The following is a 16,371-nucleotide window of genomic DNA, read 5'->3' on the forward strand; positions in this document are numbered from 1 at the left end:
ATTTCCGGTACGCTTGACGGATCAACAGGGGAGTTGCCGTTTTGCGTGTGTTTCGATGGCTTTGGGGAGCCGTGCTGGTGGCTGCTGTCTTGCAGCCGCTGGAAGGAAGCGCGGTGGAGCGTTCGGTGCTGGTACTGGGGCGGATCAGTGATGATCCGAAGGCCCACTACGACCAGCTCAAGCCGTTGCTGGACTACGTCGTGCCACGGATGCGCGAGGTCGGGATCGTCGAAGGACGCATCCTGATGGCCCGGGACGCACAGCAGATGAGCAGCTACCTGCGTCGCGGGCGGGTGGACTGGGTCACCGAGACCTCGGGGACGGCCATGGCGCTGCAGCAGCGCGCCCAGGCGCAGCCACTGCTGTTGACCGAGCGCAACGGCGTGAGCGCCTACCACTGTGTCTTCTTCGTGCGCCGCGACAGCCCCATCCAGACGCTGGACGACCTCAAGGGCCGGACCCTGGCACTGCAGAGCACGCTTTCAACCAGCGCCTACCTGGTGCCGGCGATGGAGCTGCTGCAGCACGGCGTGCCACCGGAAATCCTGCTCACTCCGCAGGACGCGCCCGCCGCCGACGCGGTGGGCTACGTGTTCGCCCGGTCGGAGCTGAACATCTCCACCTATGTGCACAAGCGGGTGGTCGATGCAGGTGCGTTCAGCAGCATTGACTGGGCCGACGACCATGCCATGCCGGTGGCCTTCCGCCAGGACCTGCGGGTGATCTACCGCAGCGAGCCGATCCCGCGCGCGGTGGAGATGGTGCGGGGCGACCTGGAGCCGGCGGTCCGCGAACGCCTGCGGGCGGTCCTGCTCGAGGCCAGTGGCGACCCGTTGGCCGGTCCGGCGCTGGCCAAGTTTTTCGGCACCACCGGGTTCCACCCGGTGGACGCGGACAGTCAGCGCGCCCTGGACCGGCTGCGCAACGGCCTGGCACGGGTCAGGATGGAAGTCGAATGAACACTCCCCGTTTTGGCCTGCGCGCGCGCTTCATGCTGGCTGCGGGCGGTGCATTGCTGGTCGTGCTGCTGCTGGTGGTGCTGATGCTGACCCGGCAGGCGGCGGTGCAGAAGGAAGTGCTGCGCAGCAGTGGCGAGGTGGTCAGCCAGGTGTTCGACCAGAGCGTGCGCGAGCGCGGCACCGCGCTGGCCAATGCGCTGGCCGAGGCCCTGGTCAACCCGTTGTACTACTCCGACCTGTCGGCGATCGGCACGCTGGTGCGCAACACCGCTGGCCAGAAGTCGGTCAGCTATGTGCTGGTGCACGACCACGAGGGGCGGTTGATCCACGACGGTTCGTTCGACGTGGCCGGCTACGGCCAGGCCATGTCCGACCCGTTGGCGGAGGCTGCGGTGCAGGCCGACCGGATGCTGGTGCAAAGCTCGCCGTCGATCCTGGAGGTGGATTTGCCGATCCATATCGGCGACCAGCGGCTGGGTGGGGTGCGGGTCGGCATGGAACTGGCGCCGGTGCGCGTGCAGGAGGCGGTGGCGATGCAGGCGCTGGCCGCGCGCATGGAGGACGCGCGCAGCCGGCAGATGGGCTGGATCTATGCGCTGATGGCGCTGCTGGTCGGTTTCGCCGTGGTGATGATGATCTACGTGCAGCGCACGCTGGTGCAGCCGATCCGCTGGCTGGGCGATGCCGCGCAGCGGATCGAGCGCGGTGACTACCGGATCAACGTGCAGGCCACCGCGCGGCGTGACGAGGTGGGTGAGCTGCTGCGCACCTTCGACCGGATGAGCCAGAGCATCGCCCGGCATGATCGCGAAGTCCGGCAGATGGCCTATACCGACGCGTTGACCGGGCTGACCAACCGCCTGGCGTTTCGCGAGGCGCTCGACCACCGGCTGGCCAAGGCCAAGTCGGCCAACCATGGGCTGGCGTTGTTGTTCATCGACATCGACGAGTTCAAGCGGGTCAACGACACGCTTGGCCACGAGGCCGGCGACGACGCCCTGCTGCAGTTCGCCCAGCGCATCGCCGCGGCGGTGGACCAGGAGGGCGGCGAGGATGCCCTGTTGGCCCGGTTCGGTGGCGATGAGTTCGTCATCCTGATCGACAGCGGCGAGCGCATCGTGGCCGAGACCGCCACCCGGCTGGCCGAGCGGCTGGTGCTGGAACTGGGGCGTCCGCTGCAGGTACAGCGCCGCGAGATCTTCCTGGGCAGCTCGATCGGCATCACCCTGTTCCCCGAGGACGCGGTGGATGCCACGGCGCTGTTGAAGAACGGCGACATCGCCATGTACCAGGCCAAGCTGGCCGGCAAGAACTGCTTCCGCTACTACAACCGGGCGATGGACCATGCGGTCGAGCGGCGCCTGCACCTGGAGCAGGAACTGCGCGGCGCCTGGGGCCGCGATGAGCTGCGGCTGGTGTACCAGCCCATCTTCCGTACCCGCGACCGGGTGCTGGCGGGCGTGGAGGTGCTGCTGCGTTGGGACCACCCCACGCTGGGTGCGATCGCGCCGTCGGTGTTCATCGATGTGGCCGAACAGAGCGGCCTGATCCAGGCGCTCGGCCCCAAGGTGCTGCGCCTGGCCTGCGAGCAGGCCACGCAGTGGCCGCGCAACCACCTGGGCGAGGAGTTGTTCATCTCGGTCAACGTCTCGCCGCGGCAGCTGCGCAACGGCGACCTGGTGTCGGAGGTGGAGAACAGCCTGCATGCCTCGGGTCTGTCTGCCTCGCGCCTGCACCTGGAGCTGACCGAAACCGCGGTGATCGGCGACGAGATGCTGGCCGTGTCGCTGCTGGAGAAGCTGCACCGGGCCGGGGTCAAGGTCTGGCTGGACGACTTCGGCACCGGCTTCTCGGGCCTGAGCCACCTGCGCCAGGTGCCGGTGGACGGGGTCAAGATCGACCGCAGCTTCGTCGCCGAGATGGAACGCGACCCGGACGACCTGGCGCTGACCACGGCGATCATCGCCATGGCGCATGCACTGGGCATCACCGTGGTGGCCGAGGGCGTGGAGCAGGAGGCGCAGTTCGAACTGCTCAGCCAGCGCGGCTGCGACCTGGTCCAGGGGTACTGGCTGGGCCGGCCGGTGGAAGCCGGCGAGCTGGTGCGGATGCTGCGCCCGGGGCCGCAGGCGCTGGCCGCCGACTGACCGGCGGCGGCTGGCTCAGAGCGGTCGCTTGCTGGTGTCGCCGGCGATCTCGCGCACCAGTTTGGGCACCAGGTACCCGGACAGCCGCGCCATCAGCCCGGCATGCAGGGCCAGGGCCTGTTCGTCGCTGACCTCGAAGTGGGCCACGCCCTGCACGCGGTCGAGCTGGTGCAGGTAATAGGGCAGCACGCCGGCGGCGAAACTGCGCTCGCTCAGCGCCGCCAGGCTGTCCAGGTCGTCGTTGATCCCGCGCAGCAGCACGGCCTGGTTCAGCAACTGGGCGCCGGTGCCGCGCAGGCGCGCCAGCGCGGTGTCCACGCTGGCATCGAATTCGTTGGCATGGTTGGCATGGATGACGAAGGCTACCGGCCAGGGCAGGGCCGCCAGCCATTGCACCAGGCTGTCGTCCACGCGTTCGGGCAACACCACCGGCAGGCGGCTGTGGATGCGCAGGCGCTTGAGGTGCGGGATCGCGGCCAATGCGTCGGTTAGCTCGGCCAGCTTGGAGGTGGCCAGTGACAGCGGGTCGCCGCCGCTGAGGATGACCTCGTCGATGCCGGGATCGGCGGCGATGGCGTCGATGGCCTCCTGCCAGCCGCCCTTCGCCGCGTTCTCGCCGGCGTAGTCGAAATGGCGGCGAAAGCAGTAACGGCAGTGGATCGCGCAGCTGCCGGTGGCCACCAGCAGGGCACGGCCACGGTACTTCTGGATCACCCCGGTGGCCTTGCGGGCATCGCCGTCGCCCACCGCGTCGAAACTGAACCCGGGCACCACCTGCATCTCGGCATTAATGGGCAGCACCTGCCGCAGCAGCGGGTCGGCCGGGTCGGCCGGGCGCATCCGGGCCACGAAACCGCGCGGCACCCGCAACGGGAACTGCGCCAGCGCCTGCGCTGAAACGCCCAGGTCCCCGGCCTGCAGGCCGAGCAGGGCCAGCAGCTCCGCCGGGTCGCGGATGGCCTGCCGCCAGTGGGCCTGCCACCGGTCGGCGGGCAGGGGCAGGACGGCTTTTTCTGGAGTGCGGGCGGGGGCTGCGGTTATCATTGGCGGTCAGAAAAACAGATACCCCGCCTGCTGGCGGGCCTTCCATTCTAATCCGGCCGGCCAATGAACGCGCCGGTTTTGCTACCTCAGGAGTTTTTGCATGGCCGCTTACGGCATGAATGACGTCAAGAACGGGATGAAGATCCTGGTCAACAACCAACCGGCGGTCATCATCGACACCGAGTACGTCAAGCCGGGCAAGGGCCAGGCATTCACCCGCGTGAAGTACCGCCTGATCAAGGACGGCCGCACGCAGGAAATCACCATGAAGTCGACCGACTCGCTGGATGCGGCCGACGTCGTGGACACCGACATGAACTACATGTACAGCGACGGCGAGTTCTGGCACTTCATGGACCCGGAAACCTTCGAGCAGGTGCAGGCGACCAAGGCCGGCATGGGCGGCGCCGAGAAGTGGCTCAAGGGCGAGGAGTCCTGCGTGGTCACCCTGTGGAACGGTGAGCCGATCGCCGTGCAGCCGCCGAACTTCGTCGAGCTGAAGATCACCGAGACCGACCCGGGCGTGCGCGGTGACACCTCCGGCGGCGGCGGCAAGCCGGCCACCCTGGAAACCGGCGCCGTGGTCCGCGTGCCGCTGTTCGTCAGCCAGGATGAAGTGATCCGCGTCGATACCCGCTCCGGCGAATATTCGGCCCGCGTCAAGTAAGCAACACGATGCAGGCGCCGCCACCCGTTGCCGCACAGCCTCGCGCTGCCGGTGGCGGGGATGCGGCGCCTGTTCGCATCCGGCCGCTGCGCCGGTTTGTCATGGCAACAGATGGTGACCCCCGTGAGTGACGCCCAACCCCAGCAATGTGACCTCCTGATCGAAGCCGGCCATGTGGTCCCGGTCGAGCCGCACGCGGTGGTGCTGGAAGACCACGCGGTCGCGGTGAGCGACGGCCGGATCGTGGCGATCCTGCCGCGTGCGCAGGCACGGGCCCGTTTTGCCGCGAAGCAGGTGGTTTCGCGTCCGGACGCGGTGCTGATCCCGGGCCTGGTCAACGCGCACACCCACAACCCGATGACGCTGCTGCGAGGCGTGGCCGACGACCTGCCACTGATGACCTGGCTGCGCGAGCACATCTGGCCGGTGGAAGCGGCGGTGATCGGCCCGGAATTCGTCGCCGACGGCACCACCCTGGCGATCGCCGAGATGCTGCGTGGCGGCACCACCTGCGCCAACGAGAACTACTTCTTCGCCGACGTGCAGGCCGCGGTCTACAAGAAGCATGGCTTCCGCGCGCTGGTGGGCTCGGTGATCATCGACTTCCCCAGTGCCTGGGCCAGGACCGACGATGAGTACTTCGCCCGTGCCACCGAGCTGCACGACCAGTGGCGCGACGACCCGCTGATCGGCACCGCCTTCGCGCCGCACGCGCCGTACACGGTCAGTGACGCCAACTTCGAGCGGGTGCGGATGCTGTCCGACCAGCTGGACGTGCGCGTGCACCTGCACACGCACGAGACCGCGCAGGAGATCACCGATTCGATCCAGCTGCACGGCCAGCGCCCGCTGGCGCGCCTGGACCGGCTGGGGCTGGTCAACGAGCGCCTGATCGCGGTGCACATGACCCAGCTCACCGACGCCGAGATCCACCTGTGTGCCGAGCGCGGCGTGAGCGTGGTGCATTGCCCGGAATCGAACCTGAAGCTGGCCTCCGGTTTCTGCCCGGCCTGCGCGCTGGTGCGGGCCGGGGTCAACCTGGCCATCGGTACCGACGGCTGCGCCAGCAACAACGACCTGGACATGTTCAGCGAGAACCGCACCGCGGCCATCCTGGCCAAGGCCGTGGCCAACGACGCCACCGCGCTGGACGCGGCGACCACGCTGCGTGCGGCCACCCTGGGCGGCGCACGCGCGCTGGGCTTCGGCGAGCAGATCGGCTCGATCGAAGTCGGCAAGCAGGCCGACCTGGTCTGCGTGGACCTGTCGGCGCTGGAAACCCAGCCGCTGCACCACGTGCTGTCGCAGCTGGTCTATGCCGTTGGCCGTCATCAGGTCAGCGACGTGTGGATCGCCGGCAAGCCCAAGCTGGTCCAGCGCGAGCTGGTCGGCATGGACGTGCAGGCGATCACCGCCAACGCCCGCCAGTGGCGCGACCGCATCCGTAACATCCGCGCCTGATGGCGCCACCGGGCCGCGCAGGCGGCCCCATGAGGACACCGCAATGAGTGCATCTACCGCCTCCACCAATTTCGATCAGGCCGAACTGGACAAGTTCGCCGCGCTGGCCAACCGCTGGTGGGACGCCGACGGCCCGCAGAAGCCGTTGCACGCCCTGAACCCGGTGCGCCTGCAGTACGTGGCCGACCGCGCGACGCTGCGCGGCGCCAAGGTGCTGGACATCGGCTGCGGTGGCGGCCTGCTCAGCGAGGCCCTGGCCAAGGAAGGGGCACAGGTGACCGCGATCGACCTGGCGCCGGAGCTGGTCAAGGTGGCGCGCCTGCATGGCCTGGAGTCGGGCGTGCAGGTGGACTACCGCGTGCAGGCCGCCGAGGACCTGGCCGCCGAGCAGCCGGGCGGCTTCGACGTGGTGACCTGCATGGAGATGCTGGAGCACGTGCCGGACCCGGGGGCGATCATCGCCGCCTGCCAGCGCCTGCTGCGTCCCGGCGGCAAGCTGTTCCTGTCCACCATCAACCGCACCCCGGCCGCGTTCGCGGTGGCGGTGGTGGGCGCGGAGTACATCGCCCGCCTGCTGCCCAAGGGCACGCATCACTATCAGGAATTCATCAAGCCGGCCGAGCTGGGCGCCTGGTTGCGCCAGGCCGACCTGCAGCTGCAGGACGTCAGCGGCATGGCCTACGAGCCGTGGCGCAACCGCGCGCGCCTGAGCAGCCGCACCGACATCAACTACCTGGCCTACGCGGTCAAGCCGGACCAGGCATGACTGCTCCCCGGTTCCCGGCGGCGGTGCTGTTCGACCTGGACGGCACCTTGCTGGACAGCGCCCCGGACTTCGTCGCCACCGTCAATGCCATGCGCCAGGCGCGCAACATGGACGGGGTCGCACTGGAACAGCTGCGGCCTGTGGTTTCCAAGGGGTCGCGGGCGATGCTGGCGGTGGCTTTCCCGCACATGGCCGAGAGCGAGCGGCATGCGCTGGTGCCGGAATTCCTTGACCTGTACGAATCACTGATCGGCCGGCACGCGCAGGTGTTCGACGGCGTCGAATCGCTGCTGCGCACGCTGGAGCAGGCCGGTTGCGTGTGGGGCATCGTCACCAACAAGCCGGAGTACCTGGCCCGGCAGATCCTGCCCCAGCTGGGTTGGGAGCAGCGCTGCGCGGTGCTCATCGGCGGCGACACGCTGGCCGAACGCAAGCCGCACCCGTTGCCGCTGCAGGTGGCTGCCCAGCAGATCCACGTGGCAGCGGCGGCCTGCGTGTACGTCGGCGACGACGAGCGCGACATCGTCGCCGCGCGCGCGGCGGGCATGCCGTCGGTGGCCGCGCTGTGGGGCTACCGGCTGGACCACGACGATCCGGCCACCTGGCAGGCCGACCAGTATTGCGAGCTGCCGCAGCAGCTCTGGCAGGCGGACGCATGGCCGCTGACCCGACGGGCTTCGGCCTGAACCAACGAACATCGAGGTAATGACGTGAGCAGTGCGCTGGACAGCTTCCTGGACAAGTGGCGTGAGCGGTGGCCGGAATGGGTCTTCGTCGAGCGCTTCGTCGAGGAGGGCATGCGCGAACGCGCGGTGGCGTGGTTCGCGCTGCTGCAGGAGTTCGATGACATGCTCAACGTCAGTGGTGACCCCACGCCATCGGACGCCAAGCTGGCGTGGTGGGGTGAGGAACTGCGCAGTTGGGACAGCCAGCGCTCGCGGCATCCGTTGGGTCGCGTACTGGAGCCGGTGCGTGCGCCATGGGCGCAGCTGGCCGATGCCCTGCCGGGCCTGGTCGACGCGCGCGAGCGCGTTGCCGATGGGGCCCAGGCGCGCGCCGGATTGGCGGGCTATGCCGCTGCGGTAGCCGCGGTGGAGGCGGCGATGTTCAAGCAGGCACCGGCGAAGGCGGCCGGAGAGGCCGTGCTCACCCAGGCCCTGGCGCACCGGGTGCAGGAGCTGGGTGTAGCGGTGGTGCCGCTCGCCGCCGGCGACGAGGCGCAGTGGCAGCGGCAGTTGCTGGCCGCATGGCCGTCGCGGGTGGCCGGCCCGCGCCCGCGTCGTCTGTACGCGTCGCTGGCCCGCGCCCGCCTGCAGGCCGTGCTGAAGGGCGGGCAGTACCAGCCCAGCCCGGCCGCGCTGTTGTGGCGCAGCTGGTGGGCCGCACGCGGGTAAGGCCGTCGCCCGCTTCGCACCTGAAGGCGCTCCTGCAAACCGCAGGAGCGGCCTTGGCCGCGAAGCTGGAAGCTATTCCGCCATTCACAAAGCCCGGTTGCCGATGTTGCCGGCTTCGCGCCTGAAGGGGCGCCTACCTTGCGCGCTCCAGCACCAGCAGCGGGTCGATCCGCGTGTCGAACCAGTTCATGCCCCAATGCAGGTGCGGCCCGGTCGCGCGCCCGGTGGCGCCGACCGCGGCGATGGTCTGGCCCTGCTCGATGCGGTCGCCGACCTTCACGTCGATGCGCGAGAGGTGCAGGAAGTTGGAACTGATGCCGAAGCCATGGTCGAGCACCAGCGTGCCGCCGGTCAGGTACAGGTCCGGGTTGGCGAAGGTGACGATGCCGGCCGCCGGGGCCTTCACCGGCGTGCCGGTCGGCACCGCGATGTCCATGCCGGAGTGGCCGCTGCCCGGTTGTCCGTTGTAGACACGGGCGTTGCCGAAGCGGCCACTGATGCGGCCCTGCACCGGCCACGCGAAGGTCTGGGTGAAGTCGGTGCGGTTGTCGTCGCGCCGGCGTGATTCGGTCACCAGTGCCTGCTCGCGGGCAATGCGCTCGGCGATGGCCGGCGGCGGGTTCACTGTTTTCGGCGGCACGCCGTTGACCCGTTCGGTCGGCCAGTCGCGTGGGGTCACCACGATGCTGGCGGTTTCGCTGCTGCCATCCGGGCGACGCACCTGCACCTGCAGCGGTCCCTTTTCGTCGCGACCGATGCCGAACACCACGCTGCCATAGCTGCTGACCCGCAGGTCACGGCCGGCATAGCGCACGCTGCTGCCCGCAGGCACCTTGCCAATCACCATCGCGCCCTGCGAGGCACTGGCCGGGAACACCACGCGGTTGTCGACCAGCTCGCCGATGCCGTCCTGTGCCTGCACGGACGGGGCGGGGAACAGGGGCGCGGCCAGCAGCAGCGCCCCGAACAGGAAGGACGAATGCATCAGCGGTCGTAGGTCATGCGCTGGCCGGCCGGGGCGCCCACCAGCTTGCTGCCGTCCCACACCAGTTGGCCATTGACCCAGGTGGAGGCGATGCGCGAGCGGAAGGTGGTGCCTTCGAACGGCGACCAGCCGCACTTGGACAGCACGTCCTCGCGCTTGACGGTGAACGGCACGTCCTCCACCAGCACCAGGTCGGCGAAGTAGCCCTCGCGCAGGAAACCGCGCTGCTCCACATCGAACAGCTGCGCCGGCGCATGGGCGAACTTCTGCACCACCTGCTCGCGGGTCAGCTTGCCTTCGTGCACGCGCTCCAGCGCGGCGACCAGCGCGTACTGCACCAGCGGCAGGCCGGACGGCGCCTGGGCGTAGGGCTTCTGCTTCTCTTCCCAGGTATGCGGGGCGTGGTCGGTGGCGAGTACGTCGAGCACGTCGTCGGCCAGCGCGGCGGTGATCGCCTCGCGGTCGGCCACGTCCTTGATCGCCGGGTTGCACTTGATCAGGTTGCCCTTGGTGGCGTAATCCGGGCGGGCGAAGTGCAGGAAATGCACGCAGGTCTCGGCGGTGATCTGCTTGCGGCTGCCATCGGCGCGGATCAACGGGCCCTTCTCGAACAACGCCAGCTCATCGGCGGTGGAAATGTGCAGCACGTGCAGGCGGGTGCCGTGCTTGCGTGCCAGCGACATCGCCAGCCGGGTCGACTTGATGCAGGCCTCGCGCGAACGGATATCCGGGTGCATCTCCGGGGTCAGTGCGTCGCCGTATTTGTCCTGGAACGCCTTCAGGTTGGCGTCGATCATCGGCGTGTCTTCGCAGTGCGTGATGATCGGGGTCGGGCATTCGCGGAAGATCGCGTCCAGGGTTTCCGGGTTGTCGACCAGCATGTTGCCGGTGGACGCGCCCATGAACACCTTCACGCCCGGCGCCTTCTTCGGGTCGAGTACGCGGATGGCCTCGAGGTTGTCGTTGCTGGCGCCGTGGTAGAAGCCGTAGTTGGCCCAGGCGCGGCCCTTGGCCAGTTCGTACTTGGCTTCGAGGATGGTCGAATCCAGCGTCGGCGGGTTGGTGTTGGGCATGTCCATGAAGCTGGTCAGGCCACCGGCCACGGCCGCGGCCGATTCGGTGGCGATGTCACCCTTGTGGGTCAGGCCCGGTTCGCGGAAATGCACCTGGTCGTCGATCATGCCCGGCAGCAGCCAGCGTCCGGCGGCGTCCACCACCTGTTCGCCATCACGCGGGGACAGTCCGGTACCGATCTGCGCGATGCGGCCGTTCTCGATGCGCAGGTCGCCATCGAAAGTGCGGCCTTCGTTGACCATGCGGGCGTTGGTGATGAGCGTGGAGGACATGTCAGTGTTTTCCTGTACAGCGGCAAGAGGGGGAATCGGGCCGCCCCGGTACCGGGTCGAAACCGCCGGGATGGAAGGGCTGGCAGCGGCCCAGCCGCAGCAGCGTCAGCCAGCAGCCACGCAATGGCCCGTGTACGCGGATGGCTTCCATACCGTATTCAGAGCAACTGGGGACAAAACGGCAGCGCGGCCCGAGCAGGGGGCTGATGAAGCGCTTGTACAAGCGCAGTACGGCGATGAGTAGGCGGCCGATCACCCCCGAATGATATGCCAGTTGGCATTGCCATTGGATTTGTCGCACGATGCGCGGACGGCTGCGGCAATGCCTGCGGGTTTTGCCGAGCCAGCCAGGGGCGGATGGCTCCTGGTTACGTTCCGAACTGCGCGAAACGGTCCGGTGACGCCACCGGACCTGTATTGCACGGGTCGGGCATCCGTTCAGGCAACGGGGCCCGGCGCGGTTGCTGCTGCTGGTCGGGTAGGCTATAAAGGCCCGCTTTCCCGGGCCCCGGGGGAAACAAGGAAGAGCGTTTCGTGGCTGCTAAAAAACCTGCAAAGAAGGCCGTCAAGGTCGCCAAGAAAACCGCCAAACCTGTAGTCAAGAAGGCGGCGTCCAAGCCGGTTGAAAAGAAGCCGGTCGCCAAGGCTGCCAAGCCGGCCGCCAAGAAGGCTGCAGCGCCCGCCAAGAAGGCGGCTGTTGCCAAGAAGGCGGTGGCCAAACCGGTGGCTCCGGCCAAGAAGGCGGCGCCCAAGCCCGCCGTTGCCAAGAAAACGGCTGCCAAGCCGGCAGCACCTGCGAAGAAGGTGCCCGCCAAGCCGGTGGCCAAGCCCGCGGCAAAGAAGGTGGCGGACAAGCCCGCTGCCAAGCCCGCAAAGACGCCAGCCACCCCGCCCGTGGTCAAGTCCGTACCGAAGCCGGCCGCCAAGCCGGTGACGGCCAAGCCTGTCCCGGCCGAAGTCGCCAAGAAGGTTGCAGCACCGGCCCCCAAGCCGGCCGCCAAGCCGACGCCCGCGCCCAAGGCCCCGCAAATCAAGAATCCCGTGCCTGTTTCGAAATCCCCCGTCAAAACCACCGTCGTCAAGTCCGCAGCGCCTGCAGCCGTCCGTCCGGTCGGCAAGGTGGCGGTTGCCGTAACCGCCCGTTCGGCGGCCCCGGCACCGCGCAGCAAGTACAAGGTTGTCGAATACAAGACCGACGAAGCGTCCGGTCGTCCGATCCTGCCGGCCGGCTACAAGCCCAGCGCCGACGAGGAGTACATGAGCACGCTGCAGCAGGAGTACTTCCGCCAGCGCCTGCTGCAGTGGCGCGCCGACCTGGTCGAGGAATCGAAGCAGACCATCGAGAACCTGCGCGAAGAAGTGCGTGACATCGGCGATGAAGCCGAGCGCGCCACCCGTGAGACCGAGAACTCGCTGGAACTGCGTACCCGCGACCGCTACCGCAAGCTGATCGGCAAGATCGACAGCACGCTCAAGCGCCTGGAAGCCGGAGATTACGGCTACTGCGTGGACACCGGCGAAGAGATCGGCCTGGACCGCCTGGAAGCCCGTCTCACCGCCGAGCGCACGATTGATGCGCAGGAGCGTTGGGAGCACCTGCAGAAGCAGCAGGGCGACTGATCGTCCCGGCGTGATGCACCCTGCAGAACCCCGCCCTGGCGGGGTTCTGTCTTTCTGGAGGTGGGAGAAGATGGCAGAGCAGGACGTTTTCATGCGCCGCGCGCTGGAACTGGCGCGCGCGAACATCGCCGTCGGTGGGCGCCCATTCGGTGCGGTCCTGGTGAAGGACGGCAAGGTGCTGGCCGAAGCGGCCAATGGTATCCATGCCAGCCACGACCCGACCGATCACGCGGAGATGCGCGCCATCCGCCTTGCCAGTGCTGTGCTCGGGAGCCCTCGCTTGGATGGCTGCAGCGTGTATGCCAGCGGCCATCCGTGCCCGATGTGCCTGGCTGCGATGTACCTGTGCGGGATCCAGCAGGCCTGGTTCGCCTATTCGAATGAGGACGCAGAGCCGTTCGGCCTGTCGACCGGCGCGGTGTACGCACGCTTGGCCGAAGGACCGGCGGCACCGGCCTCCGGCCTGCGCCAATGGAAGCCGGCGGGCGAGCAGGGGCTGTATGCGGAGTGGGGAGTGAAGTCGTAGCGGGCAAGCGGCACCCTCATCCGCCCTGCGGGCACCTTCTCCCGTCCACGGGAGAAGGGAGCGCCTGCGACAGCCCGGCAGTCGGATGGACCCAGGCGGTCCATGCAATCTCGAACACCCTCCCTTCTCCCGCCTGCGGGAGAAGGTGCCCGCAGGGCGGATGAGGGCAGGCCTTTACTGCAGGTCGCGCAGGTTCAACCGGCGCAGCTGCGGCGCCTTCCAGGCGGTGACCCCGGCCACGCCAAGCACCGCGCAGCCGCCGATGACCGCCGCCGGGACCAGCCCCAGCCAACGGGCCATGGTGCCGGCGTAGAACGCGCCCAGTTCATTGGACGAACTGATGAAGATGCCGTTGATCGAGGACACCCGGCCGCGCATCTCATCCGGCGTGGCCAACTGCAGGATGGTCGAGCGCACCACCACCGACACGCCATCGCAGGCGCCATAGAACAGCAGGATGGCCGCAGACAGCCAGAAGTGCTGGGACAGCCCGAACGCGATCACGCACAGGCCGAAGCCGGCCACCGCGAACAGCAGCACGCGCCCGGCATTGCGTTGCAACGGTCGGCGCGCCAACCACAGCCCCACGCAGATCGAGCCCAGCGCCGGCGCCGCGCGCAGGATGCCAAGGCCCTCCGGGCCGTAGTGCAGGATCTCCTGGATGAAGGCCGGCAGCATCGCCACCACGCCACCCAGCAGCACCGAGAACATGTCCAACGCCATTGCGCCGAGCATGATCTGGTTGCCCAGCACGAAGCGCGCGCCTTCGGCGATGCTGGCGAAGATCGGTGCGCGCGTCTGCGGCGGGGGCGGTTCGCTGACCCGGAGCGAGGCCAGCGCCAGCAGCGCCAGCGTCGCCATCACCGCGGCCACGCCATAGGACAGGCCCTTGCCGCCCCAGCCGACCAGCACGCCGCCCAGTGCCGGGCCGACCACCATGCCGGTCTGGAACACCACGCTGCCGAAGCCGGCCCCGCGCGCGAACTGCTCGCGTGCCAACACCCGCGCGAACAGCGCGTTGTAGATCGGTGACAGGAAGGCGCGGACCATGCCGGTCAGCGCGATGGCCAAGTAGATCGGCCAGACGCCCTTGAACGGTAGCCAGCCCATCGCCACCGATGCCAGCACCACCGCGGTAGCGATCAGGCCGAGGCTGGCCGCCATGCCCAGCCTGCGGCGGGGCAGGTGGTCAACCAGATAGCCGGCGAACGGGGCCACGCAGAAGAACGGGAGCACCTCGGCCAGGCCGATCAGGCCCAGCGAGAACGGATTGCGGGTGATCTCGTAGATGTGCCAGCCGACCGTGACCGCGACGATCTGGTAGGACAGCATCGCGGCGATGCGGTACAGCAGCAGTGACGCGAAGCCCGGCTGGCGCAGCAGGGTCAGGGCGCTGGCGTCGCCGGCGGGGGCGCTCACCGCGACTGCGCTTGGGCAGTTTCGCGGATGAAGGCCAGCATCGCGGCCAGGCCGTTGCTGCGGGTCGGCGAGAGGTGCTTGGCCAGGCCGATGGCGGCCACGTAGTCCGGCTCGGTGGCCAGGATCTCGGCGGCCGAGCGACCGGAGTAGACGCGCAGGGCCAGGTAGATCAGGCCCGAGACGATGGCCGAATCACTGATGGCATGGAAGACCAGCTTGTCGGCGTTGCCTTCCGGCACGATCCAGACCATCGACTGGCAGCCGAGCAGGCGGTGCTCCTCGGTCTTCCATTCTTCCGGGAAGGTCGGCAACTTGCGGCCGAGGTCGATCAGGTATTGGTAGCGCTCGGACCAGTCGCCAAAGAAGGAGAACTCGTCGGCAATGGCGGCCTGGGCGTCGGCGGGGGTGGGTTCGAGCGGGAAAATCGTGTCGGTCATGGGGGTTCCTGTTCTTGCCCGCTCCAGTTGATGGGCGGGCCGGTGGGGCGGGCGGTTCTGCCCTCACCCCAACCCCTCTCCCGCGTGCGGGAGAGGGGCTCAGCTCAGCGCATGTTGAGGCGAAACTGAGCGACTGCAGTGTTTGAAGCCCCTCTCCCGCCCGCGGGAGAGGGGTTGGGGTGAGGGAAAACAGAGGCCTCAGCCCCGCTTCCACCGCACGCCCTGCGGGGTGTCTTCCAGCACGATGTTCTCCGCCGCCAGCTGGTCGCGGATGGCATCGGCACGGGCGAAGTCACGGGCCTTCTTGGCGGCGATGCGCTCGTCGATCAAGGCCTGGATACGGGCATCGTCGCCGGCTTCGGCGCCGCGGCTGAACCACGCCGCCGGCGCCTGCTGCAGCAGGCCCAGCGCCAGCCCGGCACCGAGCAGCTCGCGCTTCAGGCGGGCCTTGTCCTGGGCGCTTTCGGCCTTGCGGGCCTCGGCGGCCAGTCGCGCCACTTCGGCCAGTGCCAGCGGCGTGTTGAGGTCATCGTCCAGCGCCGCCTCGACCGCGGCCGGGATCTGGGCGGTCGCCTCGACATCGGCCAGGTCACGCAGGGTGCCGTACAGCCGGTCCAGGGTGCGGACCGACTGCTCGATCAGGTTGTCCGACCAGTCCAGCGGCTGCCGGTAGTGCGCCGACAGCAGCGCATAGCGCAGGGCCTCCGGCGGGTGCTGGCGGACCAGGTCGTGGACGCGCTCGATGTTGCCCAGTGACTTGCTCATCTTGGCGCCGCCGAAGTTGAGCATACCGTTGTGCAGCCAGAAGCGGGCGAAGGTCTGCCCGCCATGGGCGCATTCGCTCTGCGCGATCTCGTTCTCGTGGTGCGGGAACTGCAGGTCCACGCCACCGGCATGGATGTCGATGGTCGGGCCCAGGTGGGCGGCAGCCATGGCCGAGCACTCGATGTGCCAGCCCGGGCGGCCACGGCCCCAGGGCGAGTCCCAGCCCGGCAGGTCGTCGCTGGAGGGCTTCCACAGCACGAAATCACCGGCATCACGCTTGTACGGGGCCACCTCGACGCGGGCGCCGGCCAGCATTTCCTCCGGGTCACGCCGCGAGAGCTTGCCGTAGTCCTTGAAGCTGCCCACCGAGAACAGCACATGGCCCTCGGCCGCGTAGGCGTGGCCGCTGTCGATCAGGTCCTGGATCATCGCGATGATGTGCGGGATGTGCGCGGTGGCCTCCGGCTCGATGTCCGGCGGGACCACGCCCAGTGCGGCCATGTCCTGTCGGTAGGCGGCGGCGAAGCGGTCGGTGATGGCCGAGATCGGCACCCCCTGTTCCTTGGCCGCGGCGTTGATCTTGTCATCCACGTCGGTGATGTTGCGGGCGTAGCGCAGCGCACCATGGCGGCGCCGCAGCAGGTCGGCCAGTACCCCGAAGACGACCGGGCCACGGGCATTCCCGATGTGGACGTAGTTGTAGACGGTGGGGCCGCACACATACATGGTCGGGGCGGAGGGATCGAGCGGAGCGAACGGCTCCAGCTGCCGCGTCAGGTTGTTGTGCAGGCGCAGGGTCATGGTCTTCCGGGGGAGGAACGAATCGCCCAATTCT

General features: G+C 68.5%; 16 protein-coding genes. 9 read left to right on the forward strand and 7 right to left on the reverse strand.

Features of this window, described 5'->3' with window-relative positions; genetic code table 11:
* Positions 1-71 precede the first annotated feature (71 nt).
* Positions 72-959 carry a phosphate/phosphite/phosphonate ABC transporter substrate-binding protein gene (locus tag ATCM_RS04110; RefSeq protein ID WP_132862983.1) on the forward strand — a complete coding sequence of 296 codons (888 nt, stop codon included), beginning with the start codon at positions 72-74 and terminating at the stop codon, positions 957-959.
* Entirely contained in the window at positions 956-3,106 is a 2,151-nt protein-coding gene (locus tag ATCM_RS04115) for an EAL domain-containing protein (RefSeq protein WP_132862984.1), read from the forward strand. Before ATCM_RS04110 ends, ATCM_RS04115 begins: the two co-directional genes overlap by 4 nt.
* 15 nt (positions 3,107-3,121) lie before the next feature.
* On the opposite strand, the gene epmB is transcribed toward ATCM_RS04115, so the two are convergent.
* Entirely contained in the window at positions 3,122-4,150 is a 1,029-nt protein-coding gene (gene epmB / locus ATCM_RS04120) for an EF-P beta-lysylation protein EpmB (protein ID WP_132862985.1), read from the reverse strand.
* 100 nt (positions 4,151-4,250) lie between these two features.
* Between epmB and efp the strand changes: the two genes are divergently transcribed.
* The 5 genes from efp to ATCM_RS04145 all read left to right on the forward strand — a co-directional run bounded on the left by efp (position 4,251) and on the right by ATCM_RS04145 (position 8,438).
* On the forward strand, positions 4,251-4,817 hold the full coding sequence (efp, locus tag ATCM_RS04125; RefSeq protein WP_132862986.1) for an elongation factor P: 567 nt from the start codon (positions 4,251-4,253) through the stop codon (positions 4,815-4,817).
* Between the two features lie 111 nt (positions 4,818-4,928).
* Positions 4,929-6,278 carry a TRZ/ATZ family hydrolase gene (locus ATCM_RS04130; protein ID WP_132862987.1) on the forward strand — a complete coding sequence of 450 codons (1,350 nt, stop codon included), beginning with the start codon at positions 4,929-4,931 and terminating at the stop codon, positions 6,276-6,278.
* Between the two features lie 43 nt (positions 6,279-6,321).
* A complete protein-coding gene (gene ubiG, locus ATCM_RS04135; RefSeq protein ID WP_132862988.1) occupies positions 6,322-7,044 on the forward strand; it encodes a bifunctional 2-polyprenyl-6-hydroxyphenol methylase/3-demethylubiquinol 3-O-methyltransferase UbiG in 723 nt (240 codons plus the stop codon).
* Entirely contained in the window at positions 7,041-7,730 is a 690-nt protein-coding gene (locus ATCM_RS04140; RefSeq protein ID WP_132862989.1) for a phosphoglycolate phosphatase, read from the forward strand. The genes ubiG and ATCM_RS04140 overlap by 4 nt, the downstream gene beginning before the upstream one ends.
* A gap of 24 nt (positions 7,731-7,754) precedes the next feature.
* The gene (locus ATCM_RS04145) at positions 7,755-8,438 is read left to right on the forward strand and encodes a squalene/phytoene synthase family protein (RefSeq protein WP_132862990.1); all 684 of its coding nucleotides are present in this window, start codon (positions 7,755-7,757) and stop codon (positions 8,436-8,438) included.
* Between the two features lie 133 nt (positions 8,439-8,571).
* Here the strand turns inward: ATCM_RS04145 and ATCM_RS04150 are convergent, their stop codons facing one another.
* From ATCM_RS04150 to yidD, 3 genes are read right to left on the reverse strand one after another with little or no spacing between them, the layout of a single operon-like run.
* A complete protein-coding gene (locus ATCM_RS04150) occupies positions 8,572-9,423 on the reverse strand; it encodes a M23 family metallopeptidase (protein ID WP_165931118.1) in 852 nt (283 codons plus the stop codon).
* The gene (locus tag ATCM_RS04155; RefSeq protein ID WP_132862992.1) at positions 9,423-10,769 is read right to left on the reverse strand and encodes a dihydroorotase; all 1,347 of its coding nucleotides are present in this window, start codon (positions 10,767-10,769) and stop codon (positions 9,423-9,425) included. The genes ATCM_RS04150 and ATCM_RS04155 overlap by 1 nt, the downstream gene beginning before the upstream one ends.
* Before the next feature lies 1 nt (position 10,770).
* Complete coding sequence (yidD, locus tag ATCM_RS04160; RefSeq protein WP_132866063.1) at positions 10,771-11,043, reverse strand: membrane protein insertion efficiency factor YidD; 273 nt, start codon at positions 11,041-11,043, stop codon at positions 10,771-10,773.
* A 260-nt stretch (positions 11,044-11,303) separates the two neighbouring features.
* Here yidD and dksA point away from each other — a divergent pair, with 260 nt between their 5' ends.
* Both dksA and ATCM_RS04170 read left to right on the forward strand, forming a co-directional pair.
* The gene (dksA, locus tag ATCM_RS04165; protein WP_132862993.1) at positions 11,304-12,389 is read left to right on the forward strand and encodes an RNA polymerase-binding protein DksA; all 1,086 of its coding nucleotides are present in this window, start codon (positions 11,304-11,306) and stop codon (positions 12,387-12,389) included.
* Positions 12,390-12,459: 70 nt separating this feature from the next.
* Positions 12,460-12,915: a nucleoside deaminase gene (locus ATCM_RS04170; RefSeq protein ID WP_132862994.1), complete on the forward strand. Its 456-nt coding sequence runs from the start codon at positions 12,460-12,462 to the stop codon at positions 12,913-12,915.
* A gap of 174 nt (positions 12,916-13,089) precedes the next feature.
* Here the strand turns inward: ATCM_RS04170 and ATCM_RS04180 are convergent, their stop codons facing one another.
* The 3 genes from ATCM_RS04180 to cysS form a co-directional block, all read right to left on the reverse strand.
* On the reverse strand, positions 13,090-14,334 hold the full coding sequence (locus tag ATCM_RS04180) for an MFS transporter (RefSeq protein WP_132862996.1): 1,245 nt from the start codon (positions 14,332-14,334) through the stop codon (positions 13,090-13,092).
* Positions 14,331-14,771 (reverse strand): SufE family protein, encoded by a 441-nt coding sequence (locus tag ATCM_RS04185; RefSeq protein WP_132862997.1) that lies wholly within the window; start codon positions 14,769-14,771, stop codon positions 14,331-14,333. Before ATCM_RS04185 ends, ATCM_RS04180 begins: the two co-directional genes overlap by 4 nt.
* 198 nt (positions 14,772-14,969) lie before the next feature.
* Positions 14,970-16,337: a cysteine--tRNA ligase gene (gene cysS / locus ATCM_RS04190; protein WP_132862998.1), complete on the reverse strand. Its 1,368-nt coding sequence runs from the start codon at positions 16,335-16,337 to the stop codon at positions 14,970-14,972.
* Between the last annotated feature and the right edge of the window lie 34 nt (positions 16,338-16,371).

The organism is Stenotrophomonas sp. ATCM1_4, assembly GCF_004348115.1.
Classification (GTDB): Bacteria; Pseudomonadota; Gammaproteobacteria; order Xanthomonadales; family Xanthomonadaceae; genus Stenotrophomonas; species Stenotrophomonas capsici.